The sequence below is a fragment of the Vibrio sp. 1557 genome (assembly GCF_033340175.1).
In the GTDB taxonomy this organism is placed as follows: Bacteria; Pseudomonadota; Gammaproteobacteria; order Enterobacterales; family Vibrionaceae; genus Vibrio; species Vibrio alginolyticus.
Genome location: NZ_JAWOVZ010000001.1, coordinates 576,278 through 598,585 on the forward strand (window position 1 = coordinate 576,278; position 22,308 = coordinate 598,585).

Annotated in this window: 5 protein-coding genes; 4 read left to right on the plus strand and 1 reads right to left on the minus strand. The window is 46.1% G+C overall.

Annotation, left to right across the window (positions count from 1 at the left end; translation table 11 throughout):
• The first annotated feature begins 102 nt into the window (after nt 1-102).
• Nucleotides 103-2,109 (plus strand): TonB-dependent siderophore receptor, encoded by a 2,007-nt coding sequence (locus tag R7070_RS02560; protein ID WP_025767866.1) that lies wholly within the window; start codon nt 103-105, stop codon nt 2,107-2,109.
• Nucleotides 2,110-2,150: 41 nt separating this feature from the next.
• On the plus strand, nt 2,151-2,432 hold the full coding sequence (locus tag R7070_RS02565) for a DUF2218 domain-containing protein (RefSeq protein WP_005376622.1): 282 nt from the start codon (nt 2,151-2,153) through the stop codon (nt 2,430-2,432).
• 88 nt (nt 2,433-2,520) lie between these two features.
• Here the strand turns inward: R7070_RS02565 and R7070_RS02570 are convergent, their stop codons facing one another.
• Nucleotides 2,521-2,772 carry a YgjV family protein gene (locus R7070_RS02570; RefSeq protein ID WP_005376619.1) on the minus strand — a complete coding sequence of 84 codons (252 nt, stop codon included), beginning with the start codon at nt 2,770-2,772 and terminating at the stop codon, nt 2,521-2,523.
• 861 nt (nt 2,773-3,633) lie between these two features.
• Here R7070_RS02570 and R7070_RS02575 point away from each other — a divergent pair.
• Nucleotides 3,634-4,941, plus strand: a complete 1,308-nt coding sequence (locus R7070_RS02575) for a retention module-containing protein (protein WP_318141083.1) — start codon at nt 3,634-3,636, stop codon at nt 4,939-4,941.
• Nucleotides 4,942-5,065: 124 nt separating this feature from the next.
• Nucleotides 5,066-22,282 carry a DUF5801 repeats-in-toxin domain-containing protein gene (locus R7070_RS02580; protein ID WP_411912986.1) on the plus strand — a complete coding sequence of 5,739 codons (17,217 nt, stop codon included), beginning with the start codon at nt 5,066-5,068 and terminating at the stop codon, nt 22,280-22,282.
• The last annotated feature ends 26 nt before the right edge of the window (nt 22,283-22,308 follow it).

Consider the following 22,308-nt stretch of genomic DNA (forward strand, 5'->3'; position numbering starts at 1 on the left):
TAACACTTGTGCGATTTCGCATAACCGAATCGCCTTTGTATTTATAAAACTCATGCTTATTATACCTGAGAATTATTATCATTAATATTTAGGAGTTAAGTTATGGAAAGCCCTGCTTGTTCACCTATCAAGCTTTCAAGCCTTTGCCTTGCAGTGGGAATGGCGCTATCAACCCCTGTTTTAGCTCAAGATACTGAGTCACATTTTGAAGAGGTCGTTGTATGGGGAACGAAAGTTTCCAGCAACACTGAGTCGATGTTTGCGGACGACATGTCACTGAAGCAAGCGGATCATATGTCTGATTTACTGCGCGATATTCCCGGTGTGGATGTTGGTGGCACACACTCTGTGAATCAACGTATTACGATTCGTGGTTTGAGCGAAACCGATTTGGACATTCGTCTTGACGGTGCTTCTCAGCATGCGAGCATGTTCCATCATATTGGTAACTTGACGTTGAACCCTGACATTCTCAAATCTGCGGACATTCAGGTAGGTAATAACTCTGTGACTCAAAACGGGTTAGGCGGTTCGGTCTACTTTGAAACGAAAGACGCTCGTGACTTACTTCGTTACGATGAAAAGTTTGGTGCGCGTGTTTATGGCGGCTATGCATCCAACGACAACCAACAAGGTTCGTTGACACTGTACGGACTTTTGTCCGAAAACATTGATGCGATGGTCTATGGCCATTACGTTACGCGTGATGATTTTGAAGATGGTGATGGCAATAAAACCTATGGTGCTGCAGGTGATGTTTACAACATTCTGGCTAAGCTGGGGTATGAACTAAATGACATCCATCGTTTTGAGCTCTCTTATGACATGTACCGAGACAGTGGAGATTACAGTCCGCGTCCTGATATGTCGGGTAGTGCAAATAATAGCCTGTCGAGCAAGTTACTTATCCCTACGGATTATGACCGCGATACCGTTACCTTGAGTTACGAGTTGCGAGGCGAACAACACCAAGGAAACGTCACTCTTTATAATACCGAGACAGAAATTAAACGTGACGAAACGGTGATGGCCCCTCGTTGGCCCTCGAACCGTTTATCAAAGAACACCGCCAAAAACCAAAACTTTGGTTTGAATGGCAAATTCCAGTCAGATGTTATGTTAGGTGAGTTTGATAATCGAGTCACTTATGGCTTCGACTACATGGATAAAACGTCTTCGAGTTACTACGGTAGTCGTAAGTTTATGGACGAATCGGCGATTTCAACCGCACTGTTTGTAGAAGATCAGTTCTTCTTCTCTGATGCCTTCTTTATTACTGCAGGTATGCGCTTTGATGATTACAAACGCAAAGCTGAGACAGGAAACAGTAATTATGATGATGTGACTTGGGCTCTAGCAGCAGAATGGGCGGTGACGCAAGATTGGACGTTGTTTGCGAGTGCACGCTCTCTATTTAAAGGTCCAGAGCTAATGGAAACCTTTATTGCTTACCAAGACGTTGCATTTTTAGAGGATGGGTTAAAGCCAGAAACGGGATTGAACACGCAGGGTGGTGTTCGTTTTGATAAAACCTTTGATAAGCATTTCTTTGGGGCGAATATTACGGTATTCCAAACGGAAATTGATGATTACATTGCAGATCAGTACCAAAACGCGACTCAAACTTACCTGATTTACAACTTAGGTGATGTTGAGATTAAAGGCTTTGAAGCAAGTGCTTCTTATGGTTACGACAAGTTTAACAGCAAACTTTCTTACTCTAAGTCGGACACCAAAAACAAGAATACTGGTGGTCCTGTTGCTGGGGGCAATGGGCGTAGCATTGATATGGGTGATAGCATTGCTCTAACTTTGGATTACCAGTCAGACGCTTTAGAAACGATCTTCGGGTGGAACTCAATGTTTGTTCTAGAGGAAGACAACGTCTTTGATGGTCAGCCAAAGAAAGCAAGTTATGATGTGCATAATCTATACGCTCAATGGGTGCCGTCTGATATTGATGGGCTGTCGGTGACCTTTGGTATTGATAATGTATTTGACGAGTTGTACAGCTCTCATGCGTCTCGTTCGGGGACTGCACGTGGCTTCACGCTTGATGACTACGAGCCGGGTCGCAACTTCAAGCTCTCTGCAGCTTATCAATTCTAACAAGGTTCTTCATAGGACGTTTCAAAGTAACGAGTAAGTTCATGATTAAAGAAAGCACCCGAATAGATAGCGAACACGCTGACAAATACTTAGTGACGCTTTGTCGGCATTTTGGACGAAAAGTTCCTGCTACTTGGAATGAAAATAGCGGTTTGGTGACATTTCCGACGGGAAAAGCTGAGTTTAACCTTTGTGCATCTAGCTTAACTATAACCTGTGAGGCGGATTCAGAAGAGAAACTGAATACGGTGAAGGCGATCATTTCATCGCATGTGGACATGTTTTCTCGTCGAGAAACACTAGCACTTAGCTGGGTTCGTTAGCGCTCGTTTAAGGATGCTGTGATAGAAAGGGAATGTTAAAAGCAAAAGCCCGCAATCTTATGATTTGCGGGCTTTTATTATTTGAATGCTATTGCGCTTTCTCAGGCTCTAGGCTTTTTTTTTCCTGCTGCATTTTTGCTAGGAAGTAGATGTTAACGCAAGCAATAAAACCGTTAGTTAGTACTACAGGCCAAGAATCAATCATTAGTCCGTAAGCAGTAAATAGCGCACAACCAATAAAGTTAAGGATACGAAGCTTAACAATATCTTTCATAGTTAGCGAAATAGCGACCATGATTGAAGCTGCATAACCTAAAATCTCAACCATATTCATGTCCATTTTTTGACCCTCTTAAAATCTGCCGAATTTTGTCGGTACCAATTCTTCTCATCTTGAGATTAATGAGGAAGCTCCATGCCTCGAATGGTCTTTTTTTGTTGTATGGACGCACTATATCAATGGAAAAACCGTGATAAAAGCCTCAAATCAAGGTTAAGAGAAGGTTAGCGATTACGCAAACGTTTAGGACTGGAATTACTGATAATTTTACTTATTGTGTTGATTGATAATAACGATGACATTAATAGCTCAAACACCATTGAAAGTAAGGGAATATTTACATATGATTGAAAATGATAATTATTTTCAAGTGCTGTGTTTATGTATTTTATTATTAGCTTGCTCGTGTTTTTTTTGCTGTATATCAGAACAAAACCGAACTCGTGGTGTGCGGGGATTCATATCGTAAGCCACTTTTTTATCGTTGCATTTTGTCCTGCAATTTATGTTGTTCAATATTTAATCGTTACGTTTTTTTCGTCACCGATATTGATTAAGATGTCATCACGCTCCGGTGTATACAACATTCTCATTGCTTTTCTTCCATTATTGATCGCAACCGGCAGTCTGGCGTTTAGCTGAATGATTTCATCTCTCTTCTTTTCTTAAAACAACTACACTTAATCAGAATAAGGTATCAATTTCATATAATTATTCGATATCTACGCGTCAGCACATGTGTCACATTTCTGTGACTACGAGTAAGTTTTACTTATGTTGCTTGGTAGTAGGGTATTTATCGATTGTTTAATGATTCAATACTTAGTTTAATCGTATAAAGGTGTGCAGTATGCCGCACTAAATTAATAAGAAATTATCTAAAAAGGTTAATGGGAAACGTAAGCCATTAGCGGAGGTCAGATGAGTACGCACACGGTACCGCAGAGCGCGATTGTAAATGCTGTCAAAGGTGAAGTTTTGGTTTTGGGCCTGGATGGAAACGTTAAGGTCATAAAAGCGGGGGATGAGTTAAGACCTGGCGAGATTATTATCACAGAAAATAATGCTTCTCTCGACGTACAGATAAATAATGAGCTTTATCTGGTCGATGCAAATTGTGTTGCTTGTCTTCCTGTGCCTTCTTCTGAACCGTTAGAACCAGTATTGGTACAATCTCCAGTTAATGGCTTGGTGACTTTTGACCCAACGGCTATTGGAAGTGCTGACTTCGACGCCAACGATATTGCCGCTATCCAGCAAGCTATTTTAGACGGAGCTGACCCTACCGCTATCTTAGAAGCAACAGCTGCTGGCGCAGGTGCTGAAGGCTCGGCTAATGCTGGCTACGTGACGGTTGAATATAATAACCCGGAAGTACTCGCTTCTACTTTTTTTGAAACGTCTGCGACTCGCAGCGGAGAAGATGATCGCGACGAAGATGACGGTTTGAATGTCACGATTTTTGCTGATGGTGGGCAGTCACTGCAATCTAGCGTAACAGAAGGCTCAATTTCTCTATCAAGCTACCCGCAAACCATTTCGTCTAGTGTGCTGGTTGAAGCAGGGGATCTCGCACTTGATACTGCTTCATTTGTACCCGAAACGTCTTCTTTAGAGTCTTTGTTGACTGAGCTTAACAGTGATATTACCTCTGGTGGTCAGCCAGTGGCGTTCGTTTATGACGAAGCGCAAAATGCCATTATCGGTACTCAAGAAGGTAACGAAGTGCTTCGTATCGAGATCGAAGCGACATCTGTAGGCCGTGATTTAGAGTTAGAAGTCGTTACCACGATTAGCCAGGGCGTTGACCATGTTGCGTCTGTTGCTGATGGCCAAGTATCGATCGTCGGTGATCAAATCAATATTGCTTTTGATATTACAGGTGCAGATATTGGTGGTAACAGCATTCAAGCGCCTATCGATTTTACGACAACCGTTATTGATGGCGATGATCCTGCGCCGCAAAACGTTACTTTTGAAAACGTTGAATCTTCTTCTACACCAATTACTGGCACCTTTGTTGATATTGGTAGTGATCAATTGGCAACGGTCACGTTTAATCAAGAAGGACTTAGTCAGTTCGATGGCCTACTGAGTGATAATCAGGCGACAGAAGCGGTACTCTCTGAAGACGGCAGTACTATCACCTTGTCCATTGCTGGCTCGAATGAAACCGTCTTAACCATCAGTCTGAATACTGATGGTAGGTACCATCAGTCTGAATACTGATGGTACCTACCAATTTGAGCAATTTAAGCCGTTAGAACAAACAAACGGTGAAGATACGATTGAGCTCTCTTTACCAACCACAATCGTCGACTATGACCAAGATACGGCAAGCAACACCTTTACGATGACCATCCTCGATGGCGATAACCCAGTGATTGAGAACGTGACGGGCTTGTCTTTAGATGAGGCGGGGGTTGACCAAGGTTCACAGGAAGGCGCGGCAGTAACAAGTGGTACTGGGTCGATCACGACAGCGGTCGGAAGTGACATCATTGATCACTATGAGTTGGAACCTACAGAGTTCAATGTTGGTGGAGAACTCCAATCTCAAGGGCAGGTTGTTCAACTAGAACTAGCGTCCGAGAGTAACGGCGTACGTACTTACGAAGGCTTCATCGAGCTGGATGGTGTGCGTATTACCGTATTTGATGTGGCGATTGATGCACCTGCATTGGGCGAATACCAATTCAACTTGTATGAACAACTTGACCATACGGGTGCTAACGATGACTCGCTCACTTTCTCACTGCCAGTTTACGCGGTAGATGCGGATGGTGACCGCTCCTCTATTACCGAAGGTTCGAACACACCAGAAGCTGCGCAAATTGTCATTCAAGTTCAAGATGACGTTCCTTCGATTGATGGCGTTGATGCGCTAGCCGTCGATGAAGACGATTTATCAAGCATTGGCTCCGATCAAAGCGACTCTGTGTTCGCGCAAGGTAGCTTCACGACGACTCAGGGCTCAGACCGTGTTGTAAGTTATCAATTAGAGAGCGGCACTGATCCACTCAATGGGTTGGAATCGCAGGGGCGATCTATCTCTCTGACGGAAACAACCAATTCAGATGGCAGCTTTACCTATTCTGCAACGGCAGAAGGGGACGCTATCTTCACCTTACAAGTGAACCCTGACGGTTCTTATTCATTTACCCTTGAAGGTCCAATCGATCATGCTGTGGGTAGCGATAGCTTAACTCTAGACTTCACTATTGTCGCAACGGACTTTGACGGTGACACCAGTTCACTTGTTCTACCGGTAACCATTGCCGATGATGTGCCAACCATTAATGACGTTGTCGCTCTTACCGTCGATGAAGATGACTTAAGTTTGGTAGGCTCTGACCAATCACAGTCAACGTTGGTCGAAGGTCAGTTTACGACAACTCAAGGTTCTGATGGCGTCGTACAGTATCAGTTGGATGTAAACGCTGATTCTTTAAATGGCCTGCAATCTCAAGGTCAAACCGTTTCCATTGCCGAAACGCAAAATGCAGATGGCAGTTACACCTACAGCGCAACGGCAAATGGCAGTGCAGTTTTCACATTAATTTTGAATACCGACGGCTCGTACAGTTTTGAGCTGCAAGGTCCAATTGACCATGCGGCAAATAGCGACAGCTTAACCCTTGATTTTAGCGTTATTGCTACAGACTTCGATGGTGACACAAGCCAAATCGTATTGCCTGTTACCATCGTGGATGATAAGTCAACTATTACCGATGTTGATGCGATTACTGTTGATGAAGATGATTTAGGCACGATTGGTTCGGACCAGACTGACCCGATTTCTATTGATGGTAGCTTCACCACCACACAAGGCTCTGACCGAGTGGTAAGTTATCAGCTTGATGCTTCTGCAACACCAGTTGACGGCCTTACATCACAAGGCGTGGCAGTTACGCTGACTGAAACCGCAAACGCTGATGGCAGCTTTACTTACGAGGCGACAGCGGGTAGTGAAGCGGTCTTTACGCTGACGGTGAATACTGATGGTAGCTATAACTTCACGCTTGAAGGTCCAATCGACCACGCGGTAGATAGCGATGAGCTGACACTCAACTTCCCAATCATCGCAACAGACTTTGATGGCGACACCACAAATGCCACTATCCCAGTGACAATCGTGGACGATAAGCCTGTTATTACCGACGTCGACACCATTACGGTTGATGAAGATGATCTAGCGTCAATTGGCTCAGACCAAAGCAATCCAATTTCTATTGATGGCAACTTTACTACCACACAAGGCTCTGACCGAGTGGTGAGCTACCAACTCGATGCTTCAGCAACACCAGTGGACGGTTTAACATCGCAAGGCGTGGCTGTCACACTGATAGAAACCGCAAATGGTGATGGTAGTTTCACTTATGAAGCGACTGCGGGTGGCAATCCAGTATTTACTCTGACAGTAGATACTGATGGCTCTTACAACTTCACACTTGAAGGGCCAATTGATCACGCGGTTGATAGTGACGAACTGACACTCAACTTCCCAATTATCGCAACCGACTTTGATGGCGACACCGTTACTGAAACCATTCCAGTCACGATTGTTGATGATGTACCGACCATCACAGCGGTGGATGCGTTGAGTGTCGATGAAGATGACCTTAGCGGCGTGGGCTCAGACCAAACTGACGCTGTGTTCGTTGAAGGCGCGTTTACCACTATTCAAGGCTCTGACCGAGTGGTGAGCTATCAACTGGATTCAACGGCTGATCCTGTTGCGGGGCTAACGTCTCAAGGTGAGGCGATTACCTTGGTGGAAACCGCCAACGGTGATGGCAGCTTTACTTATGTGGCGACCGCAGACGGCAATCCGGTATTCACGTTAAACGTAGCAACAGATGGCACTTACGATTTTACGCTGCAAGGCCCGATTGACCATGCAGCTAACAGTGACAGCCTGACGATTGATTTCCCAATTATTGCCACCGATTTTGATGGTGATACGACTTCGGCAACCATTCCAGTCACGATTACGGATGATGCACCAATCATCGATAATGTTTTGCCTCTGGCTGTAGACGAAGATGATTTATCAGGTATTGGCTCAGACCAAACTGACGCTGTGTTTGTTGAAGGCGCGTTCACCACTACCCAAGGTTCAGACCGTGTGGTGAGCTACCAACTTGATTCAACTTCTGATCCTGTCGCAGGTTTAACTTCTCAAGGTGAGCCTGTTACTTTGGTAGAGACTGCGAATGCCGATGGCAGCTTTACTTACGTGGCTACCGCGGATGGCAATCCGGTTTTCACCATGAACGTGAATGCAGACGGTACATACAGCTTCCGTCTAGAAGGTCCAATCGATCATGCGTTAAACAGCGATGAGCTAGTACTGAACTTCCCAATCATTGCAACAGACTTTGATGGCGATACGACGACCGCGACCATTCCAGTCACGATTACTGATGACGTTCCAACCATTAATAACGTTGTTCCACTGACAGTAGACGAAGATGATCTCGCAACAATTGGCTCAGACCAAAACGATGATGCGTTTATGTCGGGCTCTTTCAGCACAACTGAAGGCTCAGACAGCGTTGTTAAATACCAGCTTGATGCAACTGCAGATCCAGTAGCAGGGTTGACCTCTCATGGTGAGCCTGTCGTACTTGCTGAGACAACAAATGGTGATGGTAGCTTTACTTACACTGCCACAGCAGATGGCAATGCCGTATTTGAATTGGTGGTGAAGCCAGATGGCAGCTACACCTTTACTCTGCAGGGCCCACTAGACCATGCGGTGAATAGCGACGGTCTGCAAATCGACTTCCCGATTATCGCAACAGACTTTGATGGCGACACCTCATCGAAGACGTTACCTGTCACCATCGTTGATGATAAACCAACCATCACTGACGTAGACGCAATCCGCGTGGATGAAGATGACTTAGCGACGATTGGCTCTGACGGCTCAGATCCAATTTCAATCGATGGCAACTTCACTACAACGCAAGGCTCTGATGGGGTAGTAAGCTACCAATTAGATACTGCTGCAACGCCAGTTGATGGCCTAACATCACAAGGTGTGGCCGTCACGCTGGCTGAAACCGCAAACGGCGACGGTAGCTACACTTATGAAGCGACAGCAGGAACTGAAGCCGTATTTACGCTGACCGTTAATACGGATGGTTCATACAACTTCACGCTGCAAGGTCCAATCGACCATGCGACAGACAGTGATGAACTGACACTGAACTTCCCAATCATCGCGACGGATTTTGATGGTGATACCACCACAGAAACGATCCCAGTCACCATAGTGGATGATAAGCCCACTATTACCGATGTCGACGCGATTACCGTCGATGAAGATGACTTAGGCACGATTGGCTCAGATCAGACTGGCCCGATTTCAATCGATGGCAACTTCACCATCACACAAGGCTCTGACCGAGTAGTGAGTTATCAGCTTGACGCGTCTGCGACACCAGTGGCTGGACTCACATCACAAGGCGTGGCAGTCACGCTAACTGAAACCGCAAACGCTGATGGCAGCTTTACCTACCAAGCAACAGCAGGCACTGAGTCGGTCTTTACGCTGACAGTGAACACTGATGGCTCTTATAACTTCACGCTTGAAGGGCCAATCGACCACGCGGTAGATAGCGATGAGCTGACACTCAACTTCCCAATCATCGCAACAGACTTTGATGGCGACACCACAAATGCCACTATCCCTGTGACGATCGTGGACGATAAGCCAGTGATTACTGACGTGGATTCCATTACGGTTGATGAAGATGATCTAGCGTCAATTGGCTCAGACCAAAGCAATCCGATTTCTATTGATGGTAACTTCACCACCACACAAGGTTCAGACCGAGTGGTGAGCTACCAACTCGATGGCACATCAACACCGGTTGACGGTTTAACGTCGCAAGGCGTGGCTGTCACACTGATAGAAACCGCAAATGGTGATGGTAGTTTCACTTATGAAGCGACTGCGGGTGGCAATCCAGTATTTACTCTGACAGTAGATACTGATGGCTCTTACAACTTCACACTTGAAGGGCCAATTGATCACGCGGTTGATAGTGACGAACTGACACTCAACTTCCCAATTATCGCAACCGACTTTGATGGCGACACCGTTACTGAAACCATTCCAGTCACGATTGTTGATGATGTACCGACCATCACAGCGGTGGATGCGTTAAGTGTCGATGAAGATGACCTTATCGGTGTGGGTTCCGACCCTGGCGGCGATCTGTTCGTTGAAGGCGCGTTTACTACCACACAAGGCTCTGACCGAGTGGTGAGCTATCAACTGGATTCAACCGCTGATCCTGTTGCGGGGCTAACCTCTCAAGGTGAGGCGATTACCTTGGTGGAAACCGCGAATGGCGACGGCAGCTTTACCTATGTTGCGACCGCTGACGGTAATCCAGTCTTCACGTTGAATGTAGCAGCAGATGGTACGTACGACTTTACGCTGCAAGGCCCGATTGACCATGCAGCTAACAGCGACAGCCTGACGATTGATTTCCCAATTATTGCCACCGATTTTGATGGTGATACGACTTCGGCGACCATTCCAGTCACCATTACGGATGATGCACCAATCATCGATAATGTTGTGCCTCTGGCTGTAGACGAAGATGATTTATCAGGTATTGGCTCAGACCAAAGTGACGCTGTGTTTGTTGAAGGCGCGTTCACCACTACCCAAGGTTCAGACCGTGTAGTGAGCTACCAACTTGATTCAACGGCTGATCCTGTCGCAGGTTTAACTTCTCACGGTGAGCCTGTTACTTTGGTAGAGAATGCGAATGCTGATGGCAGCTTCACTTACGTGGCTACCGCGGATGGCAATCCGGTCTTCACCATGAATGTTAATGCTGATGGCACATACAATTTCCGCCTTGAAGGGCCGGTGGATCACGCGTTAAACAGCGATGAATTGGTTCTGAACTTCCCAATCATTGCAACAGACTTTGATGGCGATACGACAACCGCGACTATTCCAGTCACGATTACTGATGACGTTCCAACCATCGATAACGTTGTCCCACTAACAGTAGACGAAGATGACCTTGCCTCAATTGGCTCAGACCAAAACGATGATGCGTTTATGTCGGGCTCTTTCACCACAACTGAAGGCTCGGACAGTGTTGTTAAATACCAGCTTGATGCAACAGCAGATCCAGTAGCAGGGTTGACCTCTCATGGTGAGCCTGTCGTGCTTACTGAGACAACAAATGGTGATGGCAGCTTTACTTACACTGCCACAGCAGATGGCAATGCCGTATTTGAATTGGTTGTGAAGCCAGATGGCAGCTACACCTTTACTCTGCAAGGTCCACTAGACCATGCGGTGAATAGTGACAGTCTACAAATCGACTTCCCGATTATCGCAACAGATTTTGATGGCGACACGTCGACGGAAACACTACCTGTCACCATCGTTGATGATAAACCAACCATCACTGATGTAGACGCAATCCGTGTGGATGAAGATGACCTAGCGACGATTGGCTCTGATGGCTCAGATCCAATTTCAATCGATGGCAACTTCACTACAACGCAAGGCTCTGATGGGGTAGTGAGCTACCAATTAGATACTGCTGCAACACCAGTTGATGGTCTGACATCACAAGGTGTGGCCGTCACGCTGACGGAAACTGCAAACGGCGACGGTAGCTACACTTATGAAGCGACAGCAGGAACTGAAGCAGTATTTACGCTGACCGTTAATACGGATGGTTCATACAACTTCACGCTGCAAGGTCCAATCGACCATGCGACGGGTAGTGATGAGCTGACACTGAACTTCCCAATCATCGCGACGGACTTTGATGGTGATACCACCACAGAAACGATCCCAGTCACCATCGTGGATGATAAGCCGACCATTATCGATGTTGATTCGATTACCGTTGATGAAGATGATTTAGGCACGATTGGTTCAGATCAGACTGGCCCGATTTCAATCGATGGCAACTTCACTACCACACAAGGCTCGGACCGAGTGGTAAGTTATCAGCTTGACGTGTCTGCAACACCAGTGGCTGGCCTTACATCACAAGGCGTGGCAGTCACACTGACGGAAACCGCAAATGGTGATGGCAGCTTTACTTACGAGGCGACAGCGGGTACTGAAGCGGTCTTTACACTGACAGTGAACACTGATGGCTCTTATAACTTCACGCTTGAAGGCCCAATCGATCATGCTGTTGATAGTGATGAGTTAACGCTCAACTTCCCAATCATCGCAACAGACTTTGATGGTGATACCTCTGCTGAGACAATTCCTGTCAAGATCGTTGATGACAAGCCGACACTTGGCGGAATCGAAGCAACAAGTGTGCAAACGGTTGATGAGGATGATATCCCAACAGTCGGATCTGATGGTACACAGTCGAACAGCATTGCCGGTAACTTCATCGCGACTGATGGTTCTGATGGCATTGTCGAGTACAGCGTTTCTGACCTAACGACGCCAGTACAAGGCCTGACCTCTGGTGGTCAATCTCTGGTTATGGTTGAAGTATCAAACGCAGGTGGTGTTTCAGTTTACGAAGCTCGTATTGATGGCACGACGACACCGGTATTCCGTGTGACCCTCGATGCCTCTGATGACAGCTACACGTTCGATTTGCTCGCTCCTCTCGATCATCCAAATGCTGATGGCCAAAATGAACTGGTCATCAATTTGTCGATAAACGCGACGGACTTTGATGGAGATGTGTCGAACAACATCACCTTACCAATTACGGTTGTGGATGATGTTCCGACCATTGATGGTTTACTAGCAGGCAGCGAACAAACCGTTGATGAAGATGACCTACCAGCAGGTACGGATGCTGCAAGTGCAGAAGATACTGTTATTTCAGGTACTTTTGATATCACCGAAGGTGCTGACCAAGTTGCTTCTATTCAGCTGAGTGACCTGACCACGCCTGTTGCGTCACTGACTTCAGATGGTGAAGCTATAGCCTTAGTTCTGTCTTCTAGCGCAAACGGCGTGAACGTATACCAAGGTGTCGCTGGCAATCCTGCTGAAGTTGTGTTCGAACTGACGTTGGATGCAACGAACAACACCTACGAGTTCGATTTACAGAAGCCGCTTGATCATCCAGATGGTAATCAGCAAAACGAGATTGTTATTAACCTCCCTGTGACGGCGACAGATAATGATGGTGATACTTCACCAGCCTTCACATTGCCAATTACCGTTGTGGACGATGTTCCAGTTGTTACTAATATTGAAAGTCTACGTGTCGACGAAGATGACTTACCTCTTGGTTCTGATGGCACTAAAGAGCCGTTAACGGTATCAGGTGAGTTCGAAGTCACTAGCGCAGATGGTATTGATGCTTTCGAATTGGATCTAAGCTCAAATCCTATCCCGAATCTGAAATCGGGTGGAGAAGAGGTAACACTTTCTCAAGACGTTGGCGCTTCAACTGCTGACGCGCTTGTATACGTGGGACAAACTCAGGGTGGAGTGACGGTCTTCACGTTGACACTTCATCAAGATGGTAAATACGACTTTGAGTTATCTGGTCAGTTAGATCACGCGGTTAACTCTGATGAGATTTTGTTGAATCTACCTGTGAAGATCACGGATGGCGACAACGATACCATCACTGCGACCTTGCCAGTGACCATCGTAGATGACAAGCCAACCATTGATGCTATTAGCTCTGGTAGTACCTTGTCTGTGGATGAGGATGATATTCCAAGCCAAGGTTCGGACGACACGCCAGAATCCAATATCATTGGTGGCAACTTTGACGTTACTGATGGTGCCGACTCTATCGTTAGCTTCCAGTTGGATAGCTTAACGTCGCCTGTTTCTGGACTTACCTCAGGTGGTCAACCGCTTGAGTTGGTTGAGTTTTCAAATTCAAACGGTGTGATTGAGTACCGAGCTTATGTACAAGGTACGACGGACACCGTCTTTAAACTGACGCTAAATGGTTCAGCAGACAGTTATGAATTTGAACTGTTGGGTGCACTTGATCATCCTGCGGGTAACGATGAAAACTCGTTAGTCATCAACTTCCCAGTCAACGCGACCGATTTTGACGGCGATGTGTCCAATAACATCACCTTGCCGATCACAGTAGTGGACGATGTTCCAGCGATTGTGAAAGTGACAGACTCAAGCCAACAAACCGTTGATGAAGATGATCTTGCTGGTGGCTCTGACACGACAAGTAGTGATTCAACGGTATTGAACGGCGGATTTGAGGTCGTTGCTGGTGCAGACAAGATTGTCAGCTACCAAGTTTCAGACCTCGATGCAGTCGTGTCTGGTTTAACGTCGAACGGCAGCAGCATCGAGTTGAATCTAGTAAGCACGAATGGTGGAGTAACCAGTTACGAAGCGGTTATTACTGGCACATCAACTAAGATCTTCACGCTGTCTCTTGATGCGAATAATGACAGCTACCAATTTGAGCTGTTGGGACCAATCGACCATGACGCTGTTCAAGGTGAAAACAACCTTGTCATTGATATTCCAATTACAGTAACAGACTTTGATGGTGACACGTCATCATCACTGAATCTTCCAATTACCGTAGTTGATGACATTCCCGAAATTAAATCAGCAGATGCTTTGGCTGTTGATGAGGATGACCTTGCCAACGGCTCTCAGGCAACCAACAAAGACAGCCTAGAAGCAACGGGCAATTTCGATACGGTGGAAGGGGCAGATACCGTTGTCTCTTATCAGCTGGATCTTACTTCTAACCCGATACCAGGAGTAACTTCAGGTGGTTTTGCGGTGACGTTAGTTCAAACCGCGGTAAGCAACAACAACTTTACTTATCAAGGTCAAACACCTGATGGTAACTCAGTGTTCACACTAGTTTTGAACGCTGACGGCTCTTACAAGTTTACGCTTGAGGGTGCGCTAGATCACTCAACTCAAGGCGAAGATACACTCATACTTGATCTCCCAGTCTTTGCGACCGATGTCGATGGTGATACGGCAGGTATTAACTTACCAGTGACGATTACCGATGATGTTCCAACCTTGCACGATGCATCTATTTCGCGTGTTGAGGGGCAAGGCAGCCGCACGGTTCGTTTATTCCGAGACCCTGTAGAGGGGGATGATGACCTTGGTGCTGACGGCGCACAAGTGACTTCATTCTCGGCTGATGATTCAGGCATTTACTTTAAGCAAAATGGTGTTGATTCTGATTCTGTCGATTTGAACGGCAGCGACCAAGTCGTATTTGTTCACAAGGTTCTTGACGGAGTGGATACTGAAATCGGTCGTTTGGTTGTTCGAACCGATGGCAGTGTGTCATTCCGTCCGAATGACGACCTTGACCATACCGAAACCGACTCGATTGATTTCACCATCAACGTTGTTGCAACCGATGGTGATGGCGATATCGCAGATGCCGATGTGGATATCTCGATAAGAGACCGCAATGCGCAAATTGACACGTCTACCGTTACTGCGTTCGAAGACCAAGGGCGTGATGGTGTCGTTGTGGGCGTTGACTCTGCAAATACTCAGGACAACTTGTCGACGCTGGATGTTAGCCCTGCGAAAGTCGACTTGGTTATCAATTTACACGATATCGACCGTAACGAGAGCTTAGGTGACATCACTATTCGAGATGCTGATACTCACAACGGTACGTTCTACTACAGAGACGGCAGTGGCAACTACATTGAATTAACATCTGTGGGCAATACGGTTGTTCTCGACGCATCAAATGTTGAGCAGTCATTCAATGGTGAGCTTGTCTCGTTAGATAACTTGTACTTCGTACCAGATCGTCATACATCAACCGATGCTTCTGGTATCGATCCTCGTATCCGCGTGGAAATTCTTAACAATGGTACGCCAGATCATACGATTAATGGTCGTTTAGACATTGAAGTTGCTGCCGTCGCAGATATTGCAACGTGGACGGCAAGCAGCGAATTTAACTACTCGGTTGATGAAGATGGAAACAATGTCGCACTTAACATCACGGCTGAAACCCAAGACACTAGTAACCCAGAAGGCATTGTGTACGAGCTTGTCTTTACACAAGGAGAAGGTAACGCAGAGTTAGTCTATTCAGATGGTAGTGCGATACCAAAATCCGGTGGTGTTTATCTGGTGGATGCAAGCCGAATTGATGAAGTTCAAGTTGATCCGATAGATAACTTCTCGGGCGAAATCAGAATTGATGTCACCGCTATTACGACGGAAAACAACAATCCACTGCTTGGGAAAGATACCGCTCGCTCAGAAACCGAAACCATCATTATTGATGTAAACCCAGTTGCGGATAAAGGTAGTTTTACTGTAAACCGAATTAATGTGTTTGAGGATAATGCTCGAACTCAAAATACGGTAGACCCTGTCACTGATCACGACCCACTCCAATTAAGTGAAGTGATCACCATGAAACCATCAGCGGACTTAGATGGTTCTGAAGCGTTATTTGTGCGCATTTCTAACTTCTCAATTGATGGGGTTACTTTGGTGTGGCTGGACTCAGCAAACCCAAGTCAGATAGTAGAAGTGACCGATTCAGGCGGCAATGTACTTTATTACGAAGTGCCAGAGTCTGAATTAGCGAACGTCGAAGTTCTTCCTCCGTTGCACAGCAATGATGACTTTACTTTCAATGTCGAAGGCATTGTGAAAGACACAGCATCATTGTCTACCGGTACGACAGAAGATGTGTTGTCACTGGGCAGTAAGACCGTCATCGTTGGTGTAAAAGGTGTTGCTGACATACCAGACACGGTATTAATTGACGCGGGGAACGTTTGGAACCGATTCGTAGACGGAGATGTGGCCGGAATAGAGACGACTATTGAAGAGAATGGTGTTGTAAACCTCAACTTCTCGGTTGTATCTGGTGAAGTTGCCGATAGACCACAGGATGATTCAGAAGCCATTACTGTTATCCTGTCCAACATCCCCGATGGTGTTCGTGTCGTAGATTCAGACGGTTCAAGCGTTGACCTCACTTTTGTTGGCTATGATGGTAACGGTCAACCGATTTACGAAGCAAACATCACTGGGCTGAATTTTAATTCCGGTATTCAAATTATTCCGGAAGCCTCTTCAACTGAAAACATTGCGATTACAGGGACGATCATTGTTACCGAGAATGATGGTCATAGTCGTGTGATTGAAAGAGAGGTAAGGATCAAGGTCGAACCCGTTATTGATGCTCAAGATAACTACGTTGTTCGATCGGAGGGAGATGAAGATACGCGCTTTGACATCGATTGGAAACCGACGCTCGTACAAAGCCCTGATACCGATGAATTCTTTAGTGATGTAACCATCTCTGGATTTCCTCCAGGCAGCACGGTCTATGTAGATGGTGTGGCACAAGCGCTTGTTTCTGGAACACTAACGCTTTCACCGCAAGCCGGTGAATCAGAGCAAGATTTTTCCGCTAAAATCTCTCAAAGTGGCTATGTTCAAGTCCAGTTGGAGCAGGATTCAAGTACTGACTTTGACTTGACCACGACCGTCACTGTGAAAGAGATTGACCATGAATATGTTGACGCTTCGAATCCCGGTGAAGGTATCGCTGAGAAAACCATCAATGGTACGGTGAATGTCCAAGTTAATCCAATCGTTGAGCCAGAGGATAAGACGGGGGCAATAGACGACCAAACCCGTCTGCTTGTCACTGAAAGTGGTGGTGGTGCTACCGATATCGTGAAGTCAGACGATCAAGGTAACATTGACTTTACGATCAACACTTCTATGGGGGGCGAATCTGGTGCTCATATCATTAAATATCAAGAGTTTGATGCGTCTTCAGATGAAGTGGTGACTCAACTTGTTGTTCAATTTCACAATGTGGACCCTGAGATCCTCAACCAATTGGTTATCGTCGGTGCACTAAATGAAGGTGGAGGTCGTTGGACAGTAACTAATGAAGACAACTTCTCAATTAAAGCGCCGTCTGGACTTGATTTAACACCAAACGATGACAGTGACGATGGCGATAACGGTGGTCTCTCTCAAATTGGCTTAACCATTTACGCAGAAGTGAATGATTTGGGCGAAGATTTGGGCAACGAAAAAGATGCGACGGTCATGCGCCAAACGGATGTGACACTTGAATTTCCTACCGTTCTCACACCGCAAATGAGTGTAGCGGCAGAGATTCAGGTGGCTGATGATGTCCAAATTCAAGCGTTGGAAGACAATTCTATTAACCTTGGTGCTCAGTTAACGTCGAAAGTTGATGCGATTAATGCAGATGGCGTGGAGGATGTCTTGACTATTATCGTCGATCCTTCAGCTCCTGGTATTCCTCCTGGCTTGGTGATCACGGGGACGGATATCGACTTTGTCAATGGTAAATACGTGTTCCAAGCCCATATCGATGCGAGTGGAAATATTACTGGCCTTGATGGTTTGACGATGCACTTGGCAGAAGATTACGCAGGTGATTTCGAATTACCAATTCGGTTCGTCACTAAAGACACTGAGTCCGGTGATGAAAAAGAAAATAATGTTCAGTTTCCAGTTCAGGTTTTACCGGTTGCAGACGTTCCGAGTTCAGCCGGGGATCAGCCGTTGGATAGCGATGTCACACCAAATGTAAGAGTAGATATCGTCGGTACTTTCGGCTTGGATGCAAACAAACAACCTGTGACTGATCTAAATAACGACGTTCCCACGGCGGATGGTGTTGGTTACGAAGATGGCTTAATCCAACTTAACTTGAGTGTTGATTTTGCCGATCAATTTAACAACACTCAAGGTGGTCGAGAAACACTAACGAACATCAAGTTAGAGCTTGATGACACAACATTAGGTGAGTTTGTTGATGCCAATGGTAACAGCTTAGGAACCAGTATTGAGTTTAATGAAGCTGAGATTTTAGCTGGTGCGCTTGACAATGTTCTGTTTAAGCCAAAAGAAAATTACCCCGTAGGTGGTGGCCAAAATACCGTCAAGATTAATGTCGAGGGAGAAATTACTGATGAAGCTGTGTTTGATCAGTCTATCTTGAATAACTCTGGCGATAATATAGATGTGAGAACCTTCACTGACGATGTCACATTTGAAGTTACGCCAGTCGTTGATGACATTACCATTACAGGTGCCGATCCGACGCAGCCAATCACGGTGATTGGTGACGAAGATACTTTAATTTCGCTGAATCAATCGGGCTCTGGTGTTTCGATCAGCCTGAACGATAATGACGGTTCTGAGAGTTTCGTTTCACTCAAGTTAACGGGGCTTCCTGATGACTTTATCGTTAAATCCAATTCCTCTGATTATGTTGTTAAGAACAACGGTGGGGGCGAATGGAGTATTCAACTAAAAGATCTCACTCAGACGTCCATTGACCTGAGTGACATCCAAATTAAACCGCCAAAACACTTTAGTGGCGAGGCTGAGATAGGTATTACGGTCTTCATTCAAGAGGAGTTGCTACAAGTTCCAACGGAACGAAACAACAACTTTACGCTTATTGTCAATCCTATTGGTGATGATGTTGATGTGAATCCCGATACTTCGGCTGCAGGTAATGAGGGCGAAGACATTGTTATTAATGTAAATGCGTTAGTGGTTGATAACAAAGAGTCCATCGGAGATGGTGCAAACTACCAGGAAAATGATCCAGAGACGCTGAGAGTTGAGGTCTCCAATGTCCCTGATGGGGCGAGTGTTTCATTACCTGATGGGACAGTGTTTACTGACCAAGGCGGCGGCATTTTTGTCTTAGAAATCAATGCTCAAGACTTGGATCAAGTGGTGTTTAATTCTGGGGATCGCAACGATAACTCATGGGATGGTTCGCTGCATTTCAAAGTGCAAGCCGTTGATACTGGGCTCGATGGCAGTCAAAGCTTGGGCTCCGCAGAGGAGTTTGATGTCACTGTTGATGTTGAAGCAGTGAACGATCGTCCAGAGTTCGTCAACACCGTGGATGTGGAAACACCAGAAGATACGCCATTGCTGCTTGATGGTTTCAGCATTACCGACATTGATGCCGTACTCGATGATCCGAATGCTGAATATGTACTCAATGTGAACGTCGACAGCGGTATCTTGGAGCTTAATCCAACGCTCATCGCTACTTACAACCTAACCGTGAGCGGTGATGGTACGGACTCCGTTGAACTGAAAGGCACAGTGGCCGATCTAAACAATGCCATTGCAGACGGTCTGATTGAGTTTAACCCAGAGCTGAACTTCTTTGGTGACGTTCAGGTGGACGTGACAGTCGATGACCAAGGTAATGAAGGTATCGTAATTGGTGGGGTAGATGACACCCTAAATACCAACAGCAGCAGCTTCAATATTGAAGTAACAGCGGTGAATGATACCCCAGAAACTACGCCAGTGACGCTACCGGACATTGAAGAAGACAGTGGTGTGTTCTCCATCTCTGAAGCGGATCTTATTGCGAATGCGACAGACGTAGAGAACGATAATCTCACGGTTAGCAATGTTCAGTTAACGGATCCGAATTCGGGCAGCATTACTTTCAACAGTGGCACGGGAGAGTGGGAATTTACCCCAGCACCAGATTACAACGGTCCAGTTGAAATCACGTACACCATTACAGATGATGGCACGACAAATGGTGTATCCGATCCTAAATCGGTTAACGGCAGCGCATCGTTCAACGTAACGGAAGTCAATGATGCTCCAACGACGTCTGAAGTGACACTTTCTGATATCGCAGAAGACAGTACGGCGGTTGATATTACCCAAGCTGATTTGTTGGCGAATGCGTCTGATATTGAAAACGACACCTTGATGGTGAACAATGTCCAGTTGGTTGATCCAAGCAGCGGCACATTGGATTTCGACAACGTAACAGGTACATGGTCATTTACTCCTGCGCCTGGCTACAACGGCAAGGTCGATTTGACCTACGACATTACCGACAACGGTACAACGAACGGTGTTTCAGATCCTCAAACGGTGTCAGGAACGGCGACCTTCGAAGTCACTGAGGTGAACGATGCACCGGTAACATCAGAGGTAACGTTGAGTAGTACCGAAGAAGATGGTGGTTCGGTAACTATTACGGCTACTGAGTTGCTGAGCAACGCAAGTGATCCTGAGTCAGACAACTTGACCGTCGATAATGTTGTGTTAGTGGATCCAGCTTCCGGCACGCTGACTCAAGTGAGTGCGACAGAGTGGACGTTTGAACCCGCAGCAGATTTCTTTGGTGACGTTAATTTCACTTATGAAATCACAGATGACGGAACCACTAACGGCGCTCCAGACCCAATTACAATCGCGGGCACAGCAGTGTTGAATGTTGAAGCTACCAATGACGCACCTGAAATCACTGCAACGTCGGTAACGGATACGATCAATGAAGCTGATGGCCAGAAAGTAACGGGTATTAGTGTGAGTGACGTCGACTTTGCGGGCGCACAAGCAAATGAAAGCATGACCGTGACTCTTACAGTTACCGAGGGCGACCTTCGTGTCGAGCCGCCAGCAGGTAGTGGTGTGACTGTTGGGGCGGGGATGGCTGGTGAAATCACCCTAATGGGCACACCAGATAATATTAACTCCGTTCTTGGAGCAACAGACGCTTCTGAGGGTGTATTTGTGGATGCAGGAGATGTCAACGCAGCTTCAATCACTTTATCGGTGAAAGTCGAAGACAACGGCGTGTACTTCGAAAATGCATCGAGTACCGCATTGGAAGCGAATCAAGACTTCACTATCAATGTGACACCTGTAGCTGATGCACCTACATTGAGTATCAATCCTCAGTTTAATTACATTCGTCAAATTGCGGCTAGCCAAACCGCGAGCAGTCAAGGTTTAGCGATTGTCGGAATCATGGCGGCGCTTACTGATATTGACGAGGTGCTGTCTTTGGAGCTAACGGGCGTACCAGCTAGTGCAGAGGTAACAAGTGGCGTTTCTCCATCAGGCATTAGCTTCGATGGTACCACTTGGACAGTACCAAGCGATGAAATTGATACGCTAGAAATTGTCGCAACAGATACTAACAGTGGTATTGATGTCGGTTCTTACGATATTTCGCTTACGGCGATATCAACGGAATCTAATGGCGATGAAGCGCAGTCTTCACCTGTCCAAATTAGTTTGAATGTGAGTAGTGATAGCGACGATATTGACCAGTCAACCGCAGTGGACGACAGCTATTTAGTCGGTGGAGACACAGGTATTAATTTGATTGGTGGCGACGGTGACGACGTTATTCTGGGTGGCGATGGCGATGACGTTCTTATCGGTGGCTTAGGCTCAGATATCTTAACGGGTGGAGACGGCAGCGATATCTTCAAGTGGACGGTAGACTCCGTTGATGAAGGGGCAGTGGATACCATTACTGACTTCACTGTTAACGAAGACAGCATCGATTTACGTGAAGTTATCTCTGATCTCAATAACTCAATGATCGACATGGATGATCTGCTTGGTCACATTTCGGCAGACTACGATGCATCGACGGAAAGTGTTTCTCTGAACATTACGACGGATGCAAATGTTCAACAGACTATTGTCGTGGAAAACTTAGGTACTTCAATCGACTTCAACGGTCTCAGCTCCAATGAGATTGTAGAGTCATTGCTGAACAACGGTGTTATTGATAACGGATAAACCTGTATATAACACAAAAATGGGCG

Coding starts and splice junctions, on each gene's coding strand:
- R7070_RS02570 (WP_005376619.1), bottom strand. CDS start 2,772: ATGGACATGAATATGGTTGAGATTTTAGGTTATGCAGCTTCAATCATG.
- R7070_RS02560 (WP_025767866.1), top strand. CDS start 103: ATGGAAAGCCCTGCTTGTTCACCTATCAAGCTTTCAAGCCTTTGCCTT.
- R7070_RS02575 (WP_318141083.1), top strand. CDS start 3,634: ATGAGTACGCACACGGTACCGCAGAGCGCGATTGTAAATGCTGTCAAA.
- R7070_RS02580 (WP_411912986.1), top strand. CDS start 5,066: ATGACCATCCTCGATGGCGATAACCCAGTGATTGAGAACGTGACGGGC.
- R7070_RS02565 (WP_005376622.1), top strand. CDS start 2,151: ATGATTAAAGAAAGCACCCGAATAGATAGCGAACACGCTGACAAATAC.